The 17,984-nt window shown below is 58.9% G+C and carries 15 protein-coding genes and 4 pseudogenes; 10 read left to right on the plus strand and 9 right to left on the minus strand.

The features are described from left to right. Window positions 1-30: 30 nt before the first annotated feature. From AC1DM5_RS25865 to AC1DM5_RS25890, 6 genes are read left to right on the plus strand one after another with little or no spacing between them, the layout of a single operon-like run. Entirely contained in the window at window positions 31-750 is a 720-nt protein-coding gene (locus AC1DM5_RS25865) for an ABC transporter ATP-binding protein (RefSeq protein ID WP_477820090.1), read from the plus strand. After that, a complete protein-coding gene (locus tag AC1DM5_RS25870; protein WP_477820091.1) occupies window positions 750-1,472 on the plus strand; it encodes an ABC transporter ATP-binding protein in 723 nt (240 codons plus the stop codon). The genes AC1DM5_RS25865 and AC1DM5_RS25870 overlap by 1 nt, the downstream gene beginning before the upstream one ends. After that, window positions 1,459-2,322, plus strand: a complete 864-nt coding sequence (locus tag AC1DM5_RS25875; RefSeq protein ID WP_477820092.1) for a branched-chain amino acid ABC transporter permease — start codon at window positions 1,459-1,461, stop codon at window positions 2,320-2,322. Before AC1DM5_RS25870 ends, AC1DM5_RS25875 begins: the two co-directional genes overlap by 14 nt. A gap of 9 nt (window positions 2,323-2,331) precedes the next feature. Continuing rightward, complete coding sequence (locus AC1DM5_RS25880) at window positions 2,332-3,447, plus strand: branched-chain amino acid ABC transporter permease (protein WP_477820093.1); 1,116 nt, start codon at window positions 2,332-2,334, stop codon at window positions 3,445-3,447. Further along, the gene (locus AC1DM5_RS25885; protein ID WP_477820094.1) at window positions 3,440-5,194 is read left to right on the plus strand and encodes an FAD-dependent oxidoreductase; all 1,755 of its coding nucleotides are present in this window, start codon (window positions 3,440-3,442) and stop codon (window positions 5,192-5,194) included. The genes AC1DM5_RS25880 and AC1DM5_RS25885 overlap by 8 nt, the downstream gene beginning before the upstream one ends. Before the next feature lie 7 nt (window positions 5,195-5,201). Continuing rightward, on the plus strand, window positions 5,202-6,086 hold the full coding sequence (locus AC1DM5_RS25890; protein ID WP_477820095.1) for an intradiol ring-cleavage dioxygenase: 885 nt from the start codon (window positions 5,202-5,204) through the stop codon (window positions 6,084-6,086). A 169-nt stretch (window positions 6,087-6,255) separates the two neighbouring features. Here the strand turns inward: AC1DM5_RS25890 and AC1DM5_RS25895 are convergent. Then, a pseudogene (locus AC1DM5_RS25895) lies at window positions 6,256-7,737 on the minus strand (hypothetical protein); the annotation flags it as partial. A gap of 240 nt (window positions 7,738-7,977) precedes the next feature. On the opposite strand from AC1DM5_RS25895, the gene AC1DM5_RS25900 reads away from it, so the two are divergent. Both AC1DM5_RS25900 and AC1DM5_RS25905 read left to right on the plus strand, forming a co-directional pair. Continuing rightward, window positions 7,978-8,292 carry a helix-turn-helix domain-containing protein gene (locus AC1DM5_RS25900; RefSeq protein WP_477820096.1) on the plus strand — a complete coding sequence of 105 codons (315 nt, stop codon included), beginning with the start codon at window positions 7,978-7,980 and terminating at the stop codon, window positions 8,290-8,292. A gap of 22 nt (window positions 8,293-8,314) precedes the next feature. Next, entirely contained in the window at window positions 8,315-9,571 is a 1,257-nt protein-coding gene (locus tag AC1DM5_RS25905) for a type II toxin-antitoxin system HipA family toxin (RefSeq protein WP_477820097.1), read from the plus strand. Here the strand turns inward: AC1DM5_RS25905 and AC1DM5_RS25910 are convergent. Continuing rightward, a complete protein-coding gene (locus AC1DM5_RS25910) occupies window positions 9,568-10,464 on the minus strand; it encodes a recombinase family protein (RefSeq protein WP_477820098.1) in 897 nt (298 codons plus the stop codon). The genes AC1DM5_RS25905 and AC1DM5_RS25910 overlap by 4 nt on opposite strands. A 51-nt stretch (window positions 10,465-10,515) precedes the next feature. Between AC1DM5_RS25910 and AC1DM5_RS25915 the strand changes: the two genes are divergently transcribed. After that, on the plus strand, window positions 10,516-11,427 hold the full coding sequence (locus AC1DM5_RS25915) for an HNH endonuclease (RefSeq protein WP_477820099.1): 912 nt from the start codon (window positions 10,516-10,518) through the stop codon (window positions 11,425-11,427). 95 nt (window positions 11,428-11,522) lie between these two features. Here the strand turns inward: AC1DM5_RS25915 and AC1DM5_RS25920 are convergent. Both AC1DM5_RS25920 and AC1DM5_RS25925 read right to left on the minus strand, forming a co-directional pair. After that, window positions 11,523-11,732, minus strand: a pseudogene (locus tag AC1DM5_RS25920) (IS110 family transposase); the annotation flags it as partial. Between the two features lie 137 nt (window positions 11,733-11,869). Beyond that, complete coding sequence (locus tag AC1DM5_RS25925) at window positions 11,870-12,373, minus strand: UDP binding domain-containing protein (protein ID WP_477975965.1); 504 nt, start codon at window positions 12,371-12,373, stop codon at window positions 11,870-11,872. A gap of 39 nt (window positions 12,374-12,412) precedes the next feature. On the opposite strand from AC1DM5_RS25925, the gene AC1DM5_RS25930 reads away from it, so the two are divergent. After that, window positions 12,413-13,117, plus strand: coding sequence for an IS6 family transposase (locus tag AC1DM5_RS25930; RefSeq protein ID WP_477820101.1), 705 nt, complete (start codon window positions 12,413-12,415; stop codon window positions 13,115-13,117). A gap of 108 nt (window positions 13,118-13,225) precedes the next feature. Here the strand turns inward: AC1DM5_RS25930 and AC1DM5_RS25935 are convergent. The 5 genes and pseudogenes from AC1DM5_RS25935 to AC1DM5_RS25955 all read right to left on the minus strand — a co-directional run. Then, window positions 13,226-14,701, minus strand: a pseudogene (locus tag AC1DM5_RS25935) (electron transfer flavoprotein-ubiquinone oxidoreductase); the annotation flags it as partial. Between the two features lie 17 nt (window positions 14,702-14,718). After that, window positions 14,719-15,213, minus strand: a complete 495-nt coding sequence (locus tag AC1DM5_RS25940; protein ID WP_477824384.1) for a hypothetical protein — start codon at window positions 15,211-15,213, stop codon at window positions 14,719-14,721. Continuing rightward, a complete protein-coding gene (locus AC1DM5_RS25945) occupies window positions 15,210-16,844 on the minus strand; it encodes a GMC family oxidoreductase (RefSeq protein ID WP_477824385.1) in 1,635 nt (544 codons plus the stop codon). Before AC1DM5_RS25945 ends, AC1DM5_RS25940 begins: the two co-directional genes overlap by 4 nt. Window positions 16,845-16,932: 88 nt before the next feature. Next, window positions 16,933-17,862, minus strand: coding sequence for an electron transfer flavoprotein subunit alpha/FixB family protein (locus AC1DM5_RS25950; protein ID WP_477824386.1), 930 nt, complete (start codon window positions 17,860-17,862; stop codon window positions 16,933-16,935). 24 nt (window positions 17,863-17,886) lie between these two features. Further along, window positions 17,887-17,984, minus strand: a pseudogene (locus AC1DM5_RS25955) (electron transfer flavoprotein subunit beta/FixA family protein); the annotation flags it as partial.

Below are 17,984 nucleotides of genomic sequence, written 5' to 3' on the forward strand. Positions count from 1 at the left end.
GGCCGGGCGGATCTTTGCGGAGATTGGCCGATGCCCATCCTGGAACTCAATGCTGTCTCGAAATCCTTCGGTGCGCTCGTCGTTGCCGAGGATATCCGCTTTTCGGTCGAGCCAGGCGAAGCGCTCGGCGTCATCGGGCCGAATGGTGCCGGCAAATCCACGCTCTTCAACCTGATCAACGGTAATCTGTCCGTCGCGGGCGGGGCAATCCGCTTCGACGGCCGGGACGTTACCCATACGCCGCCGATGCAGCGCTGCCTTGCCGGCATGGGCCGCACCTTCCAGATCCCGCAGCCCTTCGAGCGTCTGACCGTCTATGAAAACCTGCTCGTCGCAGGCGCTTTCGGCACACGGGCGAGCGAAGCCGATGTCGCCGGTTTCTGCGCCGACATCCTGGTCGAGACCGGCCTGATCGCCAAGGCCAATAGACAGGCGGCATCGCTGACCCTTCTAGAGCGCAAGCGGCTGGAACTCGCCCGCGCGCTTGCCACCCGGCCGAAGCTCCTGCTTCTCGACGAAATCGCCGGCGGCCTGACAGAGGGCGAATGCCGGCAATTGGTGGCGACGATCAGGCGCATTCACCAGCGCGGCATGACCATCATCTGGATCGAGCATGTGCTGCACGCGCTGACCGCCGTTGCCGAGCGCATCCTAGTCCTCAATTTCGGGCGTGTCGTCGGTATCGGTGCACCGGAAGCGATCATGGCTTCGGACGAGGTGCGCGCCATCTATCTCGGTATGGAGGTCTGATGGCAAGCCTTCTTGAAACCCGCGGCCTGACGGCCTTTTACGGTGATTTCCAGGCCGTCTTCGGCATCGACATTAATCTCGATGCCGGCGAGACGATTGCCGTCATCGGCGCCAACGGTGCCGGCAAGTCGACGCTGATGCGCTCGATTGCAGGTGTGATTGCCAACCGGGCGGATATGGTCCTGCATCAGGGCGAGGCGATCGGTGCGATGCCTTCTTTTGATGTCGTGCGCCGCGGCATTGCTCTCGTGCCGGAAGGGCGCAAGCTCTTTGCCTCGCTGACGGTGGAAGAAAATCTGCAGGTCGGCAGCTACGGCTGCAAGCGATCCGGCCCCTGGTCGCTGGAAAGCGTCTACACGCTGTTTCCGATCCTGAAGGAAAGGCGCGGCAATCCGGCGACTGCGCTTTCGGGCGGCCAACAACAGATGGTGGCAATCGGCCGTGCCCTGATGTCGAACCCCGAGATCTTGCTCTGCGATGAGCTCAGCCTCGGTCTGGCGCCCGTCGTCATCAAGGATATCTACGCAGCCTTCAGCCGCATTCGCGCATCCGGCATGGCAATCGTCATCGTCGAGCAGGATATCGCCCAGGCCCTGAAGGTCGCCGATCGCGTCTATTGCATGATGGAGGGACGGATCACCCTGAGCGGGCGCCCGGCCGACCTCGATCGGACCCAGATCCATGCAGCCTATTTTGGAGCGGAGAGCGATGAACTGGCTTGATACGCTTCTTCAGGGCGTGTTGCTCGGCGGGCTCTATGCACTGTTTGCGGCCGGCCTCAGTCTGGTGTTCGGCATCATGCGGCTTGTGAATCTTGCCCATGGCGACCTCATCGTGCTGGCAGCCTTCATGATCCTGCTTCTCGTTTCGTCGCTCGGCCTCGATCCATTCATCGCGGCGCTGATTGCAGCGCCCTTGATGTTTGCGATCGGCTGGCTGCTGCAGTACCACCTTCTCAATCGCACGCTCGGCAAGGATGTCTTGCCGCCACTGCTTGTGACCTTCGGCCTGTCCATCGTCATCCAAAATGGTCTTCTGGAGGTCTTCACTGCCGACAGCAGAAGGATTTCCGCCGGATCGCTTGAGACTGCCTCGCTGCAGCTGGGCGGCATCAATGCCGGATTGATGCCGCTTCTGACTTTCGGCTCGGCTGTCGTGGTGATTGTCGCTCTGAACCAGCTCATCTATCGCACCGCACTCGGGCGCGCCTTCCGCGCCACGTCGGACGATGTGGTCACCGCCGGCCTGATGGGCATCCGCCCGAACTCGATCTTTGCGATCGCCACGGGACTGGCGATGATGATCGTGACCATTGCCGCGCTCTATCTCGGCATGCGGGCAAATTTCGATCCGACGGCCGGGCCGGCACGGCTGATCTATGCTTTCGAAGCGGTCATCATCGGCGGTCTCGGATCGCTCTGGGGCACGCTTGCCGGCGGCGTCATCCTCGGACTTGCGCAGACGATCGGTGCCGCCATCAATCCGGAATGGCAGATCCTTGCCGGGCATATCGCCTTCCTGATCGTTCTGCTCCTGCGGCCGCGCGGCCTCTTTCCGCGCGCTGTCGATTGAGGCCGCGCCATGACCACGGGTTTGGAAACCATGACAACCGATAGTCAAGCATCCCCGGATTGGAGGATCGAAACAGGCACGCGGCTGTCCGAGATCTTTTCGCTGGTCTGCTTGGTTGTGCTCGCCGGCCTTGCGGCAGCACCGCTTTTCCTGTCACGCGGGGTGGTGCAGGATCTGTTCTTCATCCTGACGATGCTGACCCTGGCGCAGAGCTGGAACCTGCTTGCCGGTTATGCGGGGCTGATTTCGGTCGGCCAGCAGCTCTTCGTCGGCTGCGGCGCCTATGCTCTTTTCGGCCTTGTCATCCTTGCCGGGCTCGATCCGATCCTCGCCATTCCGCTTGCCGGCGTCGCCGCCATGCTGATTGCCGTACCGACCGCTTTCTTCGCCTTTCGCCTCTACGGCCCGTATTTTGCGATCGGAACCTGGGTGATTGCCGAGATCGGGCGACTGTTGCTTGCCCAATGGAAGGCGCTCGGCGGCGGCACCGGCACGTCGCTGCCGCGCGATGCGACCCGCGACATGCTCGGCATCTCCCTGCTTGAAGACTGGTTTGGCATGCGGGCGGCCGCGGCAGCCGATGCCCTGTCCTTCTGGCTCGCACTGATCGTTGCGGCCGCAACGATTGCGACTGTCTACAAGCTGTTGCGCAGCCGCCAGGGTCTCGGGCTTGCCGCGGTGCGCGACAACGAGACGGCTGCGCGTGCACTCGGCGTCGATGCACGCCGGCTGAAGACGATGATCTACCTGCTCACGGCCTTCATCACCGGCATCATCGGCGCGCTCATCTATCTCCAGAAGGGGCGGATATCGCCCGATGCCGCCTTCTCGCTGACCGACTGGACGGCCTATGTCATCTTCATCACGGTCATCGGTGGGATAGGCACGATCGAAGGGCCGATCCTTGGCGTGCTGGTCTTCTTTTTCCTGCAGAACGCTTTTTCGGCCTACGGCTCCTGGTACCTTCTGGCGCTCGGGGCGCTTGCCATCATCACCATGCTGTTTGCGCCCCGGGGGCTCTGGGGGCTGATATCCGACCGCACCGGTTGGGAACTCTTTCCGGTTCGCCGCCTGCTCAGGGGCGGACCTGTTCTACCAAATGAAAAGGGAGGGCCGAATGGCTGATATCAACACCGACGTCTTGATCATAGGCACGGGACCTGCGGGCTCGGCGACTGCCGCATTGCTTGCGAGCTACGGTCTGGAGCCGCTCGTGATCAATCGCTATCGCTGGCTCGCCAATACGCCGCGCGCGCATATCACCAACCAGCGTACAATGGAGGTTCTGCGCGATCTCGGCCGGGATGTTGAGGACGAGGCCTATCTGTTTGCGACCGAACAAGACCTGATGGGCCAGAACGTCTTCTGCACGGCGGTCGCCGGCGAGGAAATCGGCCGCATGCAGAGCTGGGGCAATCATCCGCTGTCGCGCGCCGAGCATATCCTGTCCTCACCCGGCCGGATGAACGACCTGCCGCAGACCTACATGGAGCCGCTCCTTTTCAAGACGGCCTGCTCGCGCGGCGCCCAGCCGCGCATGTCGACCGAATATCTGAGCCACGTCCAGGACGTGGACGGTGTTACGACGACCTGCCTCGATCGCCTGACGGGGAAGGAATTGACGATCCGCTCGAAATTCCTCGTCGGCGCCGACGGCGGCAATTCGAAGGTGGCCGAACATGCCGGCCTGACCTTCGAGGGCCGGATGGGTGTGGCCGGCTCGATGAACATCCTCTTCGAGGCTGATCTGTCACGCTATGTCGCCCATCGCCCCTCCGTACTTTACTGGGTGCTGCAGCCGGGCGCTGATGTCGGCGGCATCGGCATGGGCCTCGTGCGCATGGTCAGGCCATGGAACGAGTGGCTGATCGTCTGGGGTTACGACATCAACCAGCCGGCGCCTGCCGTCGACAACGCCCTTGCCACCAAGGTCGTGCGTGAACTCGTCGGCGTTCCCGAGCTTGAGCCGAAGATCAAGTCGGTCTCCACCTGGACGGTCAACAATATGTATGCGACGACCTTGTCGAACGGCCGGGTCTTCTGCATGGGCGACGCTGTGCATCGACACCCGCCATCGAACGGCCTCGGTTCCAACACCTCGATCCAGGACGGGTTCAACCTTGCCTGGAAGCTTGCCATGGTGATCGGGGGCCAGGCGGGAATGGGGCTTCTCGACAGCTATCAGGCTGAGCGCGCGCCCATCGCCAAGCAGATCGTCACCCGCGCCAACAAGTCGATCGAGGAATTCGGCCCGATCTTCAAGGCGCTTGGACTGCTCGACTCCGTCGATCCGGTGAAGATGCAGCAGAACATGGATGCGCGTTGCGATGACGGCGAGGCCGCCGAACGCCAGCGCGCTGCCATCCGCGATGCCATTGCCTATAAGGTCTATGAATTCGATGCCCATGGCGTCGAAATGAACCATCGCTATGCATCGAAGGCGGTCGTCAAGGATGGGCAGCCGGAGCCTGCCTTCGAAAAGGACGCCGAACTTCATTGCCAGCCGACGACATGGCCTGGTGCAAGGCTGCCGCATGTCTGGCTGTTCGGGGCGCAGGGAGAAAATGTCTCCAGCCTCGATCTCACCGGTCATGGCCTCTTCACGATCCTGACCGGGATCGGCGGCGACAGCTGGGTTTCAGCGGCAAAGGCGCTGTCGAAGGAGTTCAGCGTGCCGATCGCCGTCCACAAGATCGGCCCCCGGCAGGCCTGGCAGGATCTGACGGGAGATTGGGCGCGTGCCCGCGAGATCAGTGATTCCGGCGCCTTGCTCGTTCGTCCCGACCATCATGTCGCCTGGCGTTCGCACACGGCGGCCCCCGAACCGGAAGCCGAACTGCGCCACGTCCTGAAAACAATCCTGGATCGCTGAGGTCGTCATGGGTGCTGAAGAAAACGGTTATTTCACCGAAGAAAATTCCGTCGACGTCGTCACAAGCCGCAATGGCGGGGCAAGGAGCGAGCGGTTGAAGGTGATCATGGAGGTGGTCACCCGCAAGCTCCACGAAGCGGTGAAGGAACTGGAACCGACGCAGGAGGAATGGATGGATGCGATCCTTTTCCTCACGCGCACAGGCCACACCTGTACCGATTGGCGGCAGGAATTCATCCTGCTATCGGATGTGCTCGGTGTTTCGATGCTGGTCGATGCGATCAACAATCGCAAGCCCACCGGCGCTTCGGAGAGCACGGTACTCGGACCGTTCCACGTCGCCGATGCCCCTGAACTGCCGATGGGTGCCAATATCTGCCTCGACCACAAGGGCGAGGACATGGTCATCAGTGGCGGTATCCTGGATACCGATGGCGAGCCGATCGCCAATGCCGTCCTCGATGTCTGGCAGGCCAATAACGAAGGTTTCTATGACGTGCAGCAGCAAGGTATCCAGCCGGATTTCAACTTGCGCGGCGTATTCCGAACGGGAAAGGACGGGCGCTATTGGTTCCACGCGGTCAAGCCCAAATATTATCCGATCCCCGATGACGGGCCGGTCGGACAGATGTTGGGTGCGCTCGGCCGACACCCTTTCAGGCCGGCGCATCTGCATTACATCATCAAGGCGGAAGGGTTCGAAACGCTTGTCACGCACATCTTTGATCCCGACGATCCCTACATCCATTCGGACGCAGTGTTTGGCGTGAAGGAGAGCCTTCTTGCCGAATTCAAGCTGACCGAGGATCCCGCTCGAGCCAGAGAGCTCGGCTTTGAGGGAAAATTCTGGCAGGTCGAGCACGATTTCGTGCTGGCGCCAGCCAAGTCTTAGGTTGGCATGGGTCCGCACTGGTCACGGCAATTTGGTCAAAAGCGGTCCATGGGCCAAATTGAGCGGTCGCTCGTTGTGTAGATCGCATTGGCAAATTGTTCAGATTGCGAGGATTAGACCTGCGGTTGTTTAGAATACACAAACGCAATTTTTGAAGTCAGGACGAGGACACGCCCGCCACCGGAACTGATGGGTATAGTGAGGGGTGTTTATGCAGCAGGCTTGGCGGTTCAGCTAAGTTATGGCGTATCCAGCCCACCTCCGCGCGGGTGAGAGCTTGGGCGACCATCAACATGTCTTCCTCCCATTTGGTATAGAAGCCGCGCCGCTGTTCACGCCATTGCAGGTACCAATCCCAGACGCCTGGGAAAACCAGCAGGCCAAAGCTCAACTGGCTGAGCGGAATGCCGCGACCTTTAACGATACCGGCTTGGGAAGCTGCCAGTGCGCCGAACATCAAGCCAAGATGTTCGATCTTCTGGGATGCGGTTTCCTCACCCCAGACCCCGTTTCGCTGGAAACCGATCGCCGTCAGCGTCGAGGTCTTGAACCGGATAAGGTCAGCCATCTCCATGGCGAGCCGCGGCGGCGCGTCAACAACTCCGGACAGAAGGTCGGGATCGTCGAGCTCTTCGGCAACGTTCTGGTTCGCGCCGACTGCCGATTTCAGAGATCGGGGCGACAGCGAGCCGCCGCCATAAGTGACACCGGGAAACCGGATCGCATAACGCTGCTTGCTAGCTGCCGCTTGATAGCGGCGATACTCGGTTGATCCCGAAATGATCACCCGACGCACCCAGTCGAGGATCTCTTCCCGCTTGGTGAAGGGGAGGCTGCTAAAATTATCCGGCAGGTGCAAGGAAATCCGCCGCCGCTCGGCCGCACTGATGTCGCCGAGATCGTGCCCGTAGAGTGAGCGCGCCTGATGCGGCAGCTTCGCCTTGAAGTATCCTTCCGATAATCGATAGCGCTGCTCGATCCGCCGCAGGATGTCGAAGCTCGCAACCGACCGCGGCACACGCTCGCCCTGGATCCAGGACAGAAGTGTCTTGCTGTCGAAGGTCTCGGTCAAGCGGATAATAGCGCGATAAAGCTGCCAGTAGCTGTCGCTGAAGCGGCGCATATGGTAGATGAGCGCATCCTGAAAACTTGCCGGATCGTCGGTCGCGTCGAACAAGGCATCCGGAAACGGACTGATCGGCTTTGGCGCCGGACCGCGTGACGTAGACGTGTGCCGTGCAAAAACTCCGTCGGCCCCAGCGCGTTAGGGTTTTCTGGTCGAAGCGGCGGCCACTGTCCTTTTGAGCAGCTCGACATTGCTTGCGCGCGCAGACAGCTTCGCTGGCGGAACGTCTTCTGCGACGGGCGGTGCCTTCAGCCATCTGATGATCGCATCCAGTGCCGGCCGTAACTGCTTCTTCAGTTCAGCTGCCATTTCGTCTTCGATCCCACGGGCCTCTCCGATCGCGGTCCAGTCGAGATGGCCGTTCAGGATCGGCGGTCGTTTGCGATAAATGATCAGGCTGATGAGATAGGGGCGGACGTTCTCTAGCACCCGTTTTGACGCGATCGGCGCGATACGCACCTCGCAGAATTCCGAAATTTTTCGCTGAAAATGACGTGATGAAAGATCGTGTTTGGGCATACTCATTCCGTTTCTCTCTGGCACCAGTGCCGAGGGCGAGCGGAAATAAGAGCCCAGATTTAACAAAGCATGTATCGTAGAGACAATCAGCCAGACAGGCCCCAGTGATTTAAATAACACTGTGAATGATATGTGAATGGATCTTATTTTTGAAAATGATCCTTATTTATATCTTTTCATTTTGACTCGTAGGCATGATTTTGGTAGGTCTTCCTCGATTCCAGTGAAGAATGACAGGGAGGTATGATGGCGCAGTCTGAGTCAGATGCCCTGCTGGATATCGGACAGTTGCTGAAGGCTACTCGTAAGGGCAGGCAGTTGACCCAGGAGCAAGTCGCCGACATGGCCGGCATATCGCGTCCTCGCTATCGTGAGATCGAGGCCGGAAGCAGTGCGGCGCGCACGACGACGCTGATCAACATCGCCCGCGCTCTCGGGCTTGAACTGATGCTCGTGCCGCAGGCGATGGTGCCTGCTGTCGATGCGTTGCTGCGGCCGCATGACGATCTTGATGATCTCCCGGCATTTGTCGCTCATCCGGACGGTGATCTTGGTGTCTAAGGCTTTTCCTGATCCGAGATCCATGTCGTCGCTTGACGTTATGCTGAACGACGTGAAGGTCGGCACGATCGTTCGGACGCCCGGCGATTTCAACGCCTTCAGCTTCGAGGAAAGCTATCGCGCAACAGGCGGCTTTCCCGTTCTCAGCCTGTCTTTTCGCGCAGCCACCGGCGGCTTGCGCAAGGACCCGAAGCCTGTTGCCAGGGCCTTGCCGGCTTTTTTCGCCAATCTGCTTCCCGAAGACAAGCTGCGCGAGGCGATGGAAAAACACCACGCCGGTACCGTTCGCGCCGGCAACGATTTCGACCTGCTCGTCGCACTCGGGTCAGATCTGCCGGGTGCCGTTCGTGTCGTGCCGAGCGACGGAACGGTTGCTGGTCTCAACGATCCGCCTGTTCCGAAACCGAAGGCTCGGTTTTCGCTCGCCGGCGTCCAGATGAAGCTTTCGGTCATCAAGAACACGGGGAAAGGTGGTGGGTTGACCCTACCGCTTGGCGATGAGCAAGGTTCGTATATTGCTAAATTTCCGTCGACCTCATTTCCCGGAGTGTCGGAAAACGAATATGCCAATCTTGCTTTGGCCGAAGCGATCGGCATGGAGGTACCAGAACGTGAACTTGTCGAGCAGTCGGAGTTCGAGGGTATCCCGGAAGAGTTCGAGACGCTGTCGGACGGAAAAGTCCTGCTCGTCAGACGCTTCGATCGCGGTCTTGGCGGTGAGCGGATCCATATCGAGGATTTCGCGCAGGTGTTCGGCGTCTATCCTTCTCGCAAATACGAAGGAGCCGCCTATCATGATATCGCTGCAGCACTGAACGTTGCCGTTTCGTCAGACGCCGCGCTCGAGTTCGTCCGCCGACTGGCACTGGCTGCCTTGACCGGCAATGGCGACATGCACCTGAAGAACTGGTCGTTGATCTATCGCGAGGCTGGCGACAAACCGCAACTCGCGCCTGTCTATGATGTGCTCTCGACGATCCCCTACATCCCAGCGGACGCCATGGCGCTGTCGCTTGCAGGCGAGCGTCCCTTCAAGGCAATGAATGCGCAGCGATGGAAAGCCTTCGCCAACCGCGCACGTCTGCCGGAAGCCGCGGTTCTCAAGGCGGTGGCCGAAACTATCGAGCGCGTTAACGAGCTCTGGTGGTCGCTGCAGGAGCGCGAGGTCGTTCCGGCGAAGGTTCTCGAGCGGATCGATGCTCATGTGCGGCTAATGATGCCGATCCTTGGCATACGGACTAAACCCTTCCAGTCCAGCGGGGATGAAGCTCTATCCTAGCCAGTGCACCGGTTTTCCTGTCGCATCTTCACGCGTTGCCAGAGACTGTCGTCAATGATCCTGAGTGACGGCACCTCTTGAACGACATGCATCTCGGCAGCGTTCTCCCGCGAGACCCGACGTTCGGTGGCGGGATTTTTGCGATAGGCGAGGCGGTTGAAGATGATCCGCCCGATGTAGGCCTGATTGTTCAAAATGCCGCTGCCACGATTTCGATGACCGCGGATTGCGGTACCCTGCCAACGTCGTCCGCGTGGACCGGGCACTCCGCGTGCATTGAGTTCGTCGGCAATCTTGACCGGGCTAAGGCCATCCGCGTATCGCTCGAAAATCCAGACGATGGTTGCCGCCTCATCGAGGTCGATGGAACGGAGGCCGCGCACCGGCTCGCCGTTCTCGTCGAACTCCCGTCGCACCCTGTAACCGTAGCAGATGCCGCCAGGTACCCGGCCATGCTTAGCGACGGTTTTCATGCCCTCTCGCGTGCGATAGCGGACTTGCTCGAGAACTTCCTGATTGAGGACGGCGCGCAGTCCCAATTCCATCGATGACACCGCTGAAGCACCGTGGACCGTCCAGAGTTCAACATCATGAAACTGCAGGATCTTGAGAATACGGGCGCTGTGCTCCAGGTCGCGGGAAAGGCGATCGAGGGTGAGGCAGAGAAAAACGTCGTATGCACCAGCATTCGACCGGGCCAACGCAGCCTGAAGACCTAGCCTCGTTTCGAAAGACGAGCCGCTGATGCCAGCATCAACGAAAGCGTTAGCCAGATACCAGCCTTGCCGTTGAATAAATTCTTTTCCGAGATCGAGCTGGGTTTCGATCGAGGCGGGGTTTTGTTGATCTGTTGAGTAACGCGCGTAAAGCATGACGCGCTTGAGGGCATGCATAATGACCGATCTCCCTGTTTTGATTCGCGATCGCCATGGTAGATATTGCAAATGGGATTCGGGGTTTTCATTCACCGCACAGATTCGATCTATGACGACAGCCCGGCTGAGCAATATCAGTTTCCGGGCCAATATCTCAGCCGTGTCCAAGCCAGTGTTGGGGACTGGATCATCTATTATGAGCCCCGAAAGGTGGCGGCGACCCGCGGATATTTCGCTGTGGCCAAAGTCGCACAGGTCATTCCAGATCCCAAAGCGCCCGAAATGTATTTGGCTCTGATCGAACCCGGTAGCTACCTCGATTTCGTCAACGCCGTTCCTTTTAGCGGGCCGGATGGCGTGATCGAGCGCGGTGTGCTGAACGAAGCGGGACGGATCTCGGGACGAGCGCAGGCCGCAGTGCGGCCGATCTCAGCAGCAGATTTCAACCGCATTCTCTCTATCGGACTGGCGGAAGATCAACCGGAACTGCCGCGGTCAGGACAAGCAATCGACACGTTGTCGCCGAACGGGTTCTCGGAGGATGTCCAAGCTCCTTTTATGGTCGAGCAGGAGAGGGCGCGGGTCACGCAGCTTTCGTCGCGCATCGTTCGTGATCGCCTGTTTCGTCGCTTGATCTTGCAAGCCTACGACAAACGATGTGCGGTAACAGGCTTGAAGCTGATCAATGGCGGCGGCCGAGCCGAGGTTGATGCTGCCCATATCCGCCCAGTTGAAGCGAATGGACCAGACATCCTGTCGAACGGCATTGCGCTCTCCGGAACCGCACATTGGATGTTTGATCGAGGCCTTATCGGCTTGTCAGACGATCTTGAGATCCTGGTCTCACGCCATGCAAACGATCGCGACAGTATCCAGGGTCTCATCAACAAGACTGGAAAGGCGATCTCGCCGGGAGGTATTCACGAACGCCCGCATCCTCAATTTCTACAATGGCATCGCGAGAATACATTCAAACATTAGCATGCCGGCGGTTCATATCCATTCAAGGCGAGCGACCTATCCCTTCCATGCTGGCCAGGACGGACGTGAAGGCGTCGTGCCACACCTGTCGTCGGTAAGCGATGTCTCCCTGGGCCGGCCTCGTAGCAGAAATGCACGCGGTCAAACTTAGCAGCTATCCGCTGGATGATGCGGCGCATGCTGGTATCAGACGCTCCCACCTCACCCCAAAATCGGATCTCTCCCTCCCGACCGGATTCAGCAACGTTAATCGCATTCTTCAGTTTGGCGACATCAATCCCACAAAAGCTTCTATAATCTACCACGGCTCGTCCTCGTGTGATGAGGATCGGCTCGGCCTGTCCGAGCAACCCTCGGACGACCAGTGTAGGGCGAACCACCTCACCCACGAAGACGGGCATACGGTCTCACCCAGCGCCTTCAAGTGGAACTCGAAAGTCGCTCAGAGCCGGAGATCGCTTTCATCACGCGAGAAGGCCGACTTTATATCAAACAAGACGCCTCCTGGGCGCATGAAGGAGCGTATCCGTTGAGCACCCATCTGAATAAATTCTTGATGAGGTGCAGCCAGAATGACAGCATCGTAACTGCCAGAAAATGCGCTTTCCGGCAAGGAGGGGCTCAACTCTATACCGAGGTCCCGTTCCACACTCTGCGCGTTGGCGCGCGGATCGAAAACTTCACATAAACACCCAAACTCAGAAAGGATGGATATAAGGTCGCCAACTTTAGAGTTCCGGGTGTCCAAGCAATTCTCCTTGAAAGTAATGCCAAGAACCAGAATCCGCGCTCCTTTGATATGAATGTCACGCGCAATTAAAGCTCTCATCAGCAAGTCCGCTGAAAACTTAGGCATGCTCTCATTGATTTCACGCGCCCGGCGTTTGACGTCGGGAATGTAGCCGGCGATCTGCGAACGGCGTATTAGATAATAGGGTGATGTCACGTTGTTAGTGGCTTAACGGTTGATTGCTAATCCGGCGCGATGAACCCGTCGATCGTCAGCTACAAGAACCATCGTTTTCCACCGCCGATCATTGCCCATGCCGTGTGGCTTTACTTCCGGTTTCCTCTGAGCCTGCGGCTGGTGGAGGAAATGCTTCTGGAACGCGGCATCATTGTCTCCTACGAAACGATCCGGCGATGGAGCCGTAAGTTCGGTGCTGCCTACCCAAAGCAGTTGCGCAGAAAGAAGCCGTCGCGAAAGGACATCTGGCATCTGGACGAAGTGGTGATTTCCATTGGTGGCCGGAAGCACTGGCTTTGGCGAGCCGTAGACCAGGACGGCTATGTTCTCGACGAGATCGTCCAGATCCGCCGTGATACAAAGGCAGCCAAGCGGTTGTTGATTAGGTTACTGAAGAAGCAAGGCCTGTCGCCAAAGCGCATCGTTACCGACAAGCTGCGCTCATATGGAGCGGCAAAGCGAGACGTCATGCCTACCGTTGAACATCACTCGCATAAAGGCCTGAACAATCGTGCGGAGAATTCACACCTGCCGCTGCGAAAGCCAGAACGGATGATGCAAGGCTTCCGATCCGCCGGCGGATTGCAACGATTCATCGCGGTCTTTTCGGCAATCAGAAATCACTTCGTCCCGTCCCATCAGAAGCACACCGCCCTCGCCACCCACATTCATCGTATCCGCGCAATGGCGCAGTGGAAGGCCGTAACCGGCGCAGCTGCCTGAGTTCAACGGCAAGCCCTTCGCCCGGCTTCAGTCAAACAACGTGACATCACCATATTTATGGCATGATTTATGGCATGCCGCCGTGTCGGCAGTTTCCGAAAGAAAGAGTTACATATTCGGATAGACCGGCCCCTCGCCGCCCTGCGGCGGCACCCAGTTGATGTTCTGGTTGGGGTCCTTGATGTCGCAGGTCTTGCAGTGGACGCAGTTCTGGGAGTTGATGACGAAGGTTTCTTCGCGGTCCTTCTTCACCCATTCATAGACGCCGGCAGGACAGTAGCGCGTCGACGGACCGGCATAGATGCCGAGTTCGGAGGACTTCTGCAGCGCCATGTCCTTCACCTTCAGATGCACCGGCTGGTCTTCCTCGTGATTGGTGTTCGACAGGAAGACGGAGGACAGGCGGTCGAAGGTCAGCACGCCATCCGGCTTCGGATAGTCGATCTTCTTGTGGTTGGCGGCCGGTTCGAGCGACTGCGCATCGGTCTTGCCGTGTTTCAGCGTGAAGGGCGAGGTGCCAAAAATCTGGTTGATCCACATGTCGAGGCCGCCCAGCGAAATGCCGAGCACGGTGCCGAGCTTCGACCAGAGCGGCTTGACGTTGCGCACCCGCTTCAGGTCCTTGCCGATAGCCGTTCCGCGCCATTCGTTCTCGATCTCGATCACCTCGTCATTGGCGCGGCCGGCAGCAATCGCCTCGGCGATGCGGTCGGCGGCCATCATGCCCGAGAGCACGGCATTGTGGCTGCCCTTGATGCGCGGCACGTTGACGAAGCCGGCCGAACAGCCGATCAGCGCGCCGCCCGGGAAGGTGAGTTTTGGCACCGACTGGTAACCGCCCTCGGTGATGGCGCGGGCGCCGTAGGACAGGCGCTTACCGCCCTCGAACGTGTCGCGGATCACGGGATGCGTCTTGAAGCGCTGGAATTCCTCGAACGGATAAAGATAGGGGTTCTTGTAATTCAGGTGCACGACGAAACCGACTGCAACCTGATTGTCTTCGAGATGGTAGAGGAAGGAGCCGCCGCCGGTCTTCATGCCGAGCGGCCAGCCGAACGAGTGCTGCACCAGGCCCTGCTTGTGCTTCTCCGGCTTGACCTCCCAGAGCTCCTTGATGCCGATGCCGAATTTCTGGGGCTGGCGGCCGCTCGAGAGATCGAACTTGGCAATCAGTTGCTTGGCGAGCGAACCGCGCACGCCCTCTCCAACAAGCACATATTTGCCCATGAGCGCCATGCCGCGCGCATAGTTCGGGCCGGGCTCGCCGTTCTTCTCGATACCCATGTCGCCGGTCGCGACGCCGATGACGGAGCCCTCATCATTGTAGAGCACTTCGGTCGCGGCAAAGCCCGGATAGATCTCGACGCCGAGCGCCTCGGCCTTCGTCGCCAGCCAGCGACAGACGTTGCCGAGCGAGACGATGTAGTTGCCGTGATTGTTCATCAGCGGCGGCATGGCAAAGTTCGGCAGGCGGATGGAGCCGGCCGGGCCGAGCAGCAGGAAGTGGTCTGCCTTCACCGCGGTTTTGAAGGGATGGTCCGCCTCCGCACGCCAGCCGGGCAGCAGCGCATCGACGCCGATCGGCGCTTCAGTCATAGTGATCATTTAACCACTCTATAGATCGGGCCGCGCTCTATGACTGGATCGAGAATTCCATTTGAGAGTTCGTCTGCGGCATCAAATAAACTTGGTGGATTGCGATGAGGAATCGGGTAATTCAGTTCTGCCTTCATTTCATCGGAATAGATGTACGCACCGACGATCAAGGTGGAGAGAATATAAAATCCATCTCCGTCCTCGTCCGCCAGCCTTCTCAGCCTGGCCCACATCTCTGTCGCAGGCGTGAAGCCCAACACCTCTAGAAGAGCTGTCAGCATTTCGAAGTGTTTGTCGAGTATCGCAGCGGCCTTCGTCACGAGTTCGTTGAATTCGGCAACGGAACTGCCAGAGCGAAAATCACCTTCTTGTGGAATTAAGGTATCCGCGATGATGCGCAACGTCTGCAGTTCCCGTTGCGTGAACGCTCGTGGCGGAGCGGAGGCGGGCCTGGAAACAGACAGGCGCTTGTCGCTGTTCAACTTATTGCTGTTCGTCATTGTGAAGCACCACCTTTGAGGTTGCGAACGAGTTCTTTGGCATTCCGGAGTGCAAGCGCGGCTATTGTACTGGTTGGGTTCGCGGCTCCGCCGGTGACAAAAATGCTCCCATCGGAAATGACCACGTTCGGAACGTCGTGGCTGCGACCGTATTCGTCTACAACAGACGATTTTGGGTCTTTTCCCATTCTTGCTGTTCCAAGCAGGTGCCCCGGCTCGCCCTGGAGATCGGCGATCTCGATTGTCTTCTTCGCGCCAGCTGCCGCATGGATTTCACTGAGCCTTTTAACCGTGAAGTCCCTGATCTTCAGGGTATTCTCACTGTAGCGATAACTGATCTTCGGTGCCGGGATGCCATCGCCATCTGTCAAAATAGGATCAAGCGACACGCTGTTCGTTTCTTCGGGCAGGTCGTCAATGTTGGCTGCCCAGAATATCGCGTTGCGTGCATCCCTGATGACGCGATGGAAACTCTTGCCCCAGAGCTCATCAAACGCTAACAACCTGTGTGGGTCTACGCCGTTGAATAGTAGGCCCGGCGTGGGACAGGCGTGCAATTTCGAACCGCGAACAAACCCCCGCGAGAGATCGGTTTCGTAAAACTGCATCGAACTTGCCGCAGATCCGGCCGGACCGCGCCAGGACTCCAGTTCATCGTCGTAATAGCCGATGACCGCGCAATTGGGGTGCAGCATCAGGTTCTTACCCACTAAACCAGAGGAATTGGCCAGCCCCAAGGGATGTCTGTCGCTTGGCGAAAGCAGAAGAAGCCGGGGGGTGCCAATACCATTCGCGCAAACAACGACTGTTTTCGCTGATGTGTGATAGCGAGTGCCATTCGAGATCCAGCTTGCACCCGTGGCCCGGCCGTTCTCGTCCGTCGTTATTTTCGACACCCTTGCGCCGGTAATCAATTTCGCTCCGGCTTTAATCGCCGCCGGCCAATAGGCTAGGTCAAAAGAAGCTTTGGCTCCCTCTGGACAGCCCTGCGTACATGTGGCCCATCGTGCGCATGCTGCAAGGGACCCTATCTTCTGGCTTGGTATCGCATTTGAATGGGGCCACCAATGCCAGCCAAGAGCGTTCATCGATTGCGCGGCCTTCATGCCATGTTTGCCAAGGGGCATCGGCGGCATTTTCGGAGCATAACCCTCGGGATAGGCAGGATCTCCCTCAAGCCCGGAAACTCCGATGAAGTCGTCGACTTCATCATAGAAGGGGGCCAATTCGGCGTAGCTGATAGGCCAATCGTCAGCCACGCCATCCGTTGTGCGTACACGGAAGTCGGAAGGTGCTAGGCGAGACCACAAAGCGCTGAAGTGGATGGTCGATCCTCCGACCGCGCTGTACATCGAAGGCGCCAAGTCTGTGTCGGAAACATCCAAGGGATAATCTGCGGGATTGCGCCGACGATTGGGTTCTGCTTGCCAATGCCCCCGGGCCACGAGCTCCCACATATCGAAGTTCGCGGCATAATCGGAAGGGAGCGCGTAGTCGCCCTGTTCCAAACATACGACACGGAGTCCTGCAAGCGCGAGGGTGTGAGCGGTTATGGCCCCCGATGGTCCTGAGCCGATAATTACGGCATCGTAGATATCTTCTTGCCCTGTCATTTCATTCATATCCGTCATCCATCCCTCTGTATATCGCTATCGTTTCCCGCCGCTTCGATAAGGATCTGAATCCCAATTCCCGGCGCGTAAAAATTCGGCTATCGCGTTAGATAGCCTTTTGTAGCTCAGGCAGCACCTCGAAGAGATCTGCCACGAGGCCATAGTCGGCGACCTGGAAGATCGGCGCTTCCTCGTCCTTGTTGATGGCGACGATGACCTTCGAGTCTTTCATGCCGGAGAGATGCTGGATCGCACCCGAAATGCCGCAGGCGATGTAGAGCTGCGGAGCGACGACCTTGCCGGTCTGTCCGACCTGCCAGTCGTTCGGAGCGTAACCTGCATCGACGGCCGCGCGCGAGGCACCGACGGCAGCACCGAGCTTATCGGCGACCGGCAGGATGACTTCCTTAAATTTTTCGGCTGAACCGAGCGCACGGCCACCGGAGATGATGATCTTGGCGGATGTCAGTTCCGGACGGTCGGAGGTCGACAGCGCATCCTTGACGAAGGTCGACAGACCCGGATCGGACACGGCGGGGATCGCCTCGACCGAAGCCGAACCGCCTTCTGCGGCAGAACCGAAGGATGCAGTGCGCACCGTGATCACCTTCTTGGCGTCGGTCGACTGCACCGTCTGAATGGCGTTGCCGGCATAGATCGGCCGCTTGAAGGTGTCGGCCGAGACGACTTCGATGATTTCCGAGATCTGGGCGACGTCGAGAAGGGCTGCGACGCGCGGCAGGACGTTCTTGCCGACCGAGGTGGCGGCCGAGATGATGGTGTCGTAGCTCGCTGCCAGCGAGACAATCAGGTCGGCCAGCGGCTCTGCCAGATTGTTGGCGAGCTCGTCGCTTTCGACGAGCAGGACCTTGGAGACGCCCGAGAGCTTTGCGGCGGCATCGGCAGCAGGCTTGGCGCCTTTGCCTGCGACCAGCACATGAACGTCGCCGCCAATCTTGGAAGCAGCCGTGAGTGCCTTGCCGGTCTGGTCGGAAAGGGTCGCATTGTTGTGGTCAGCCAGAAGAAGAATGGCCATTATCGTGTTCTCCCTTTCCAGATCTCAGAGTACGCCGGCTTCGTTCTTGAGCTTGTCGACAAGCTCGGCGACCGATTTCACCTTCACGCCTGCCTTGCGGCCGGATGGTTCTTCCGTCTTCA

This window comes from Rhizobium sp. 01T437 (genome assembly GCF_056398505.1).

What these genes read in the sequence shown, in the direction of transcription:
- AC1DM5_RS25875 (WP_477820092.1), top strand. Translation starts at nt 1,459, where the DNA reads ATGAACTGGCTTGATACGCTTCTTCAGGGCGTGTTGCTCGGCGGGCTC.
- AC1DM5_RS25940 (WP_477824384.1), bottom strand. Translation starts at nt 15,213, where the DNA reads ATGACGAACAGCAATAAGTTGAACAGCGACAAGCGCCTGTCTGTTTCC.
- AC1DM5_RS25865 (WP_477820090.1), top strand. Translation starts at nt 31, where the DNA reads ATGCCCATCCTGGAACTCAATGCTGTCTCGAAATCCTTCGGTGCGCTC.
- AC1DM5_RS25915 (WP_477820099.1), top strand. Translation starts at nt 10,516, where the DNA reads ATGGGATTCGGGGTTTTCATTCACCGCACAGATTCGATCTATGACGAC.
- AC1DM5_RS25900 (WP_477820096.1), top strand. Translation starts at nt 7,978, where the DNA reads ATGGCGCAGTCTGAGTCAGATGCCCTGCTGGATATCGGACAGTTGCTG.
- AC1DM5_RS25880 (WP_477820093.1), top strand. Translation starts at nt 2,332, where the DNA reads ATGACCACGGGTTTGGAAACCATGACAACCGATAGTCAAGCATCCCCG.
- AC1DM5_RS25890 (WP_477820095.1), top strand. Translation starts at nt 5,202, where the DNA reads ATGGGTGCTGAAGAAAACGGTTATTTCACCGAAGAAAATTCCGTCGAC.
- AC1DM5_RS25930 (WP_477820101.1), top strand. Translation starts at nt 12,413, where the DNA reads ATGAACCCGTCGATCGTCAGCTACAAGAACCATCGTTTTCCACCGCCG.
- AC1DM5_RS25910 (WP_477820098.1), bottom strand. Translation starts at nt 10,464, where the DNA reads ATGCATGCCCTCAAGCGCGTCATGCTTTACGCGCGTTACTCAACAGAT.
- AC1DM5_RS25885 (WP_477820094.1), top strand. Translation starts at nt 3,440, where the DNA reads ATGGCTGATATCAACACCGACGTCTTGATCATAGGCACGGGACCTGCG.
- AC1DM5_RS25945 (WP_477824385.1), bottom strand. Translation starts at nt 16,844, where the DNA reads ATGACGGATATGAATGAAATGACAGGGCAAGAAGATATCTACGATGCC.
- AC1DM5_RS25870 (WP_477820091.1), top strand. Translation starts at nt 750, where the DNA reads ATGGCAAGCCTTCTTGAAACCCGCGGCCTGACGGCCTTTTACGGTGAT.
- AC1DM5_RS25950 (WP_477824386.1), bottom strand. Translation starts at nt 17,862, where the DNA reads ATGGCCATTCTTCTTCTGGCTGACCACAACAATGCGACCCTTTCCGAC.
- AC1DM5_RS25905 (WP_477820097.1), top strand. Translation starts at nt 8,315, where the DNA reads ATGTCGTCGCTTGACGTTATGCTGAACGACGTGAAGGTCGGCACGATC.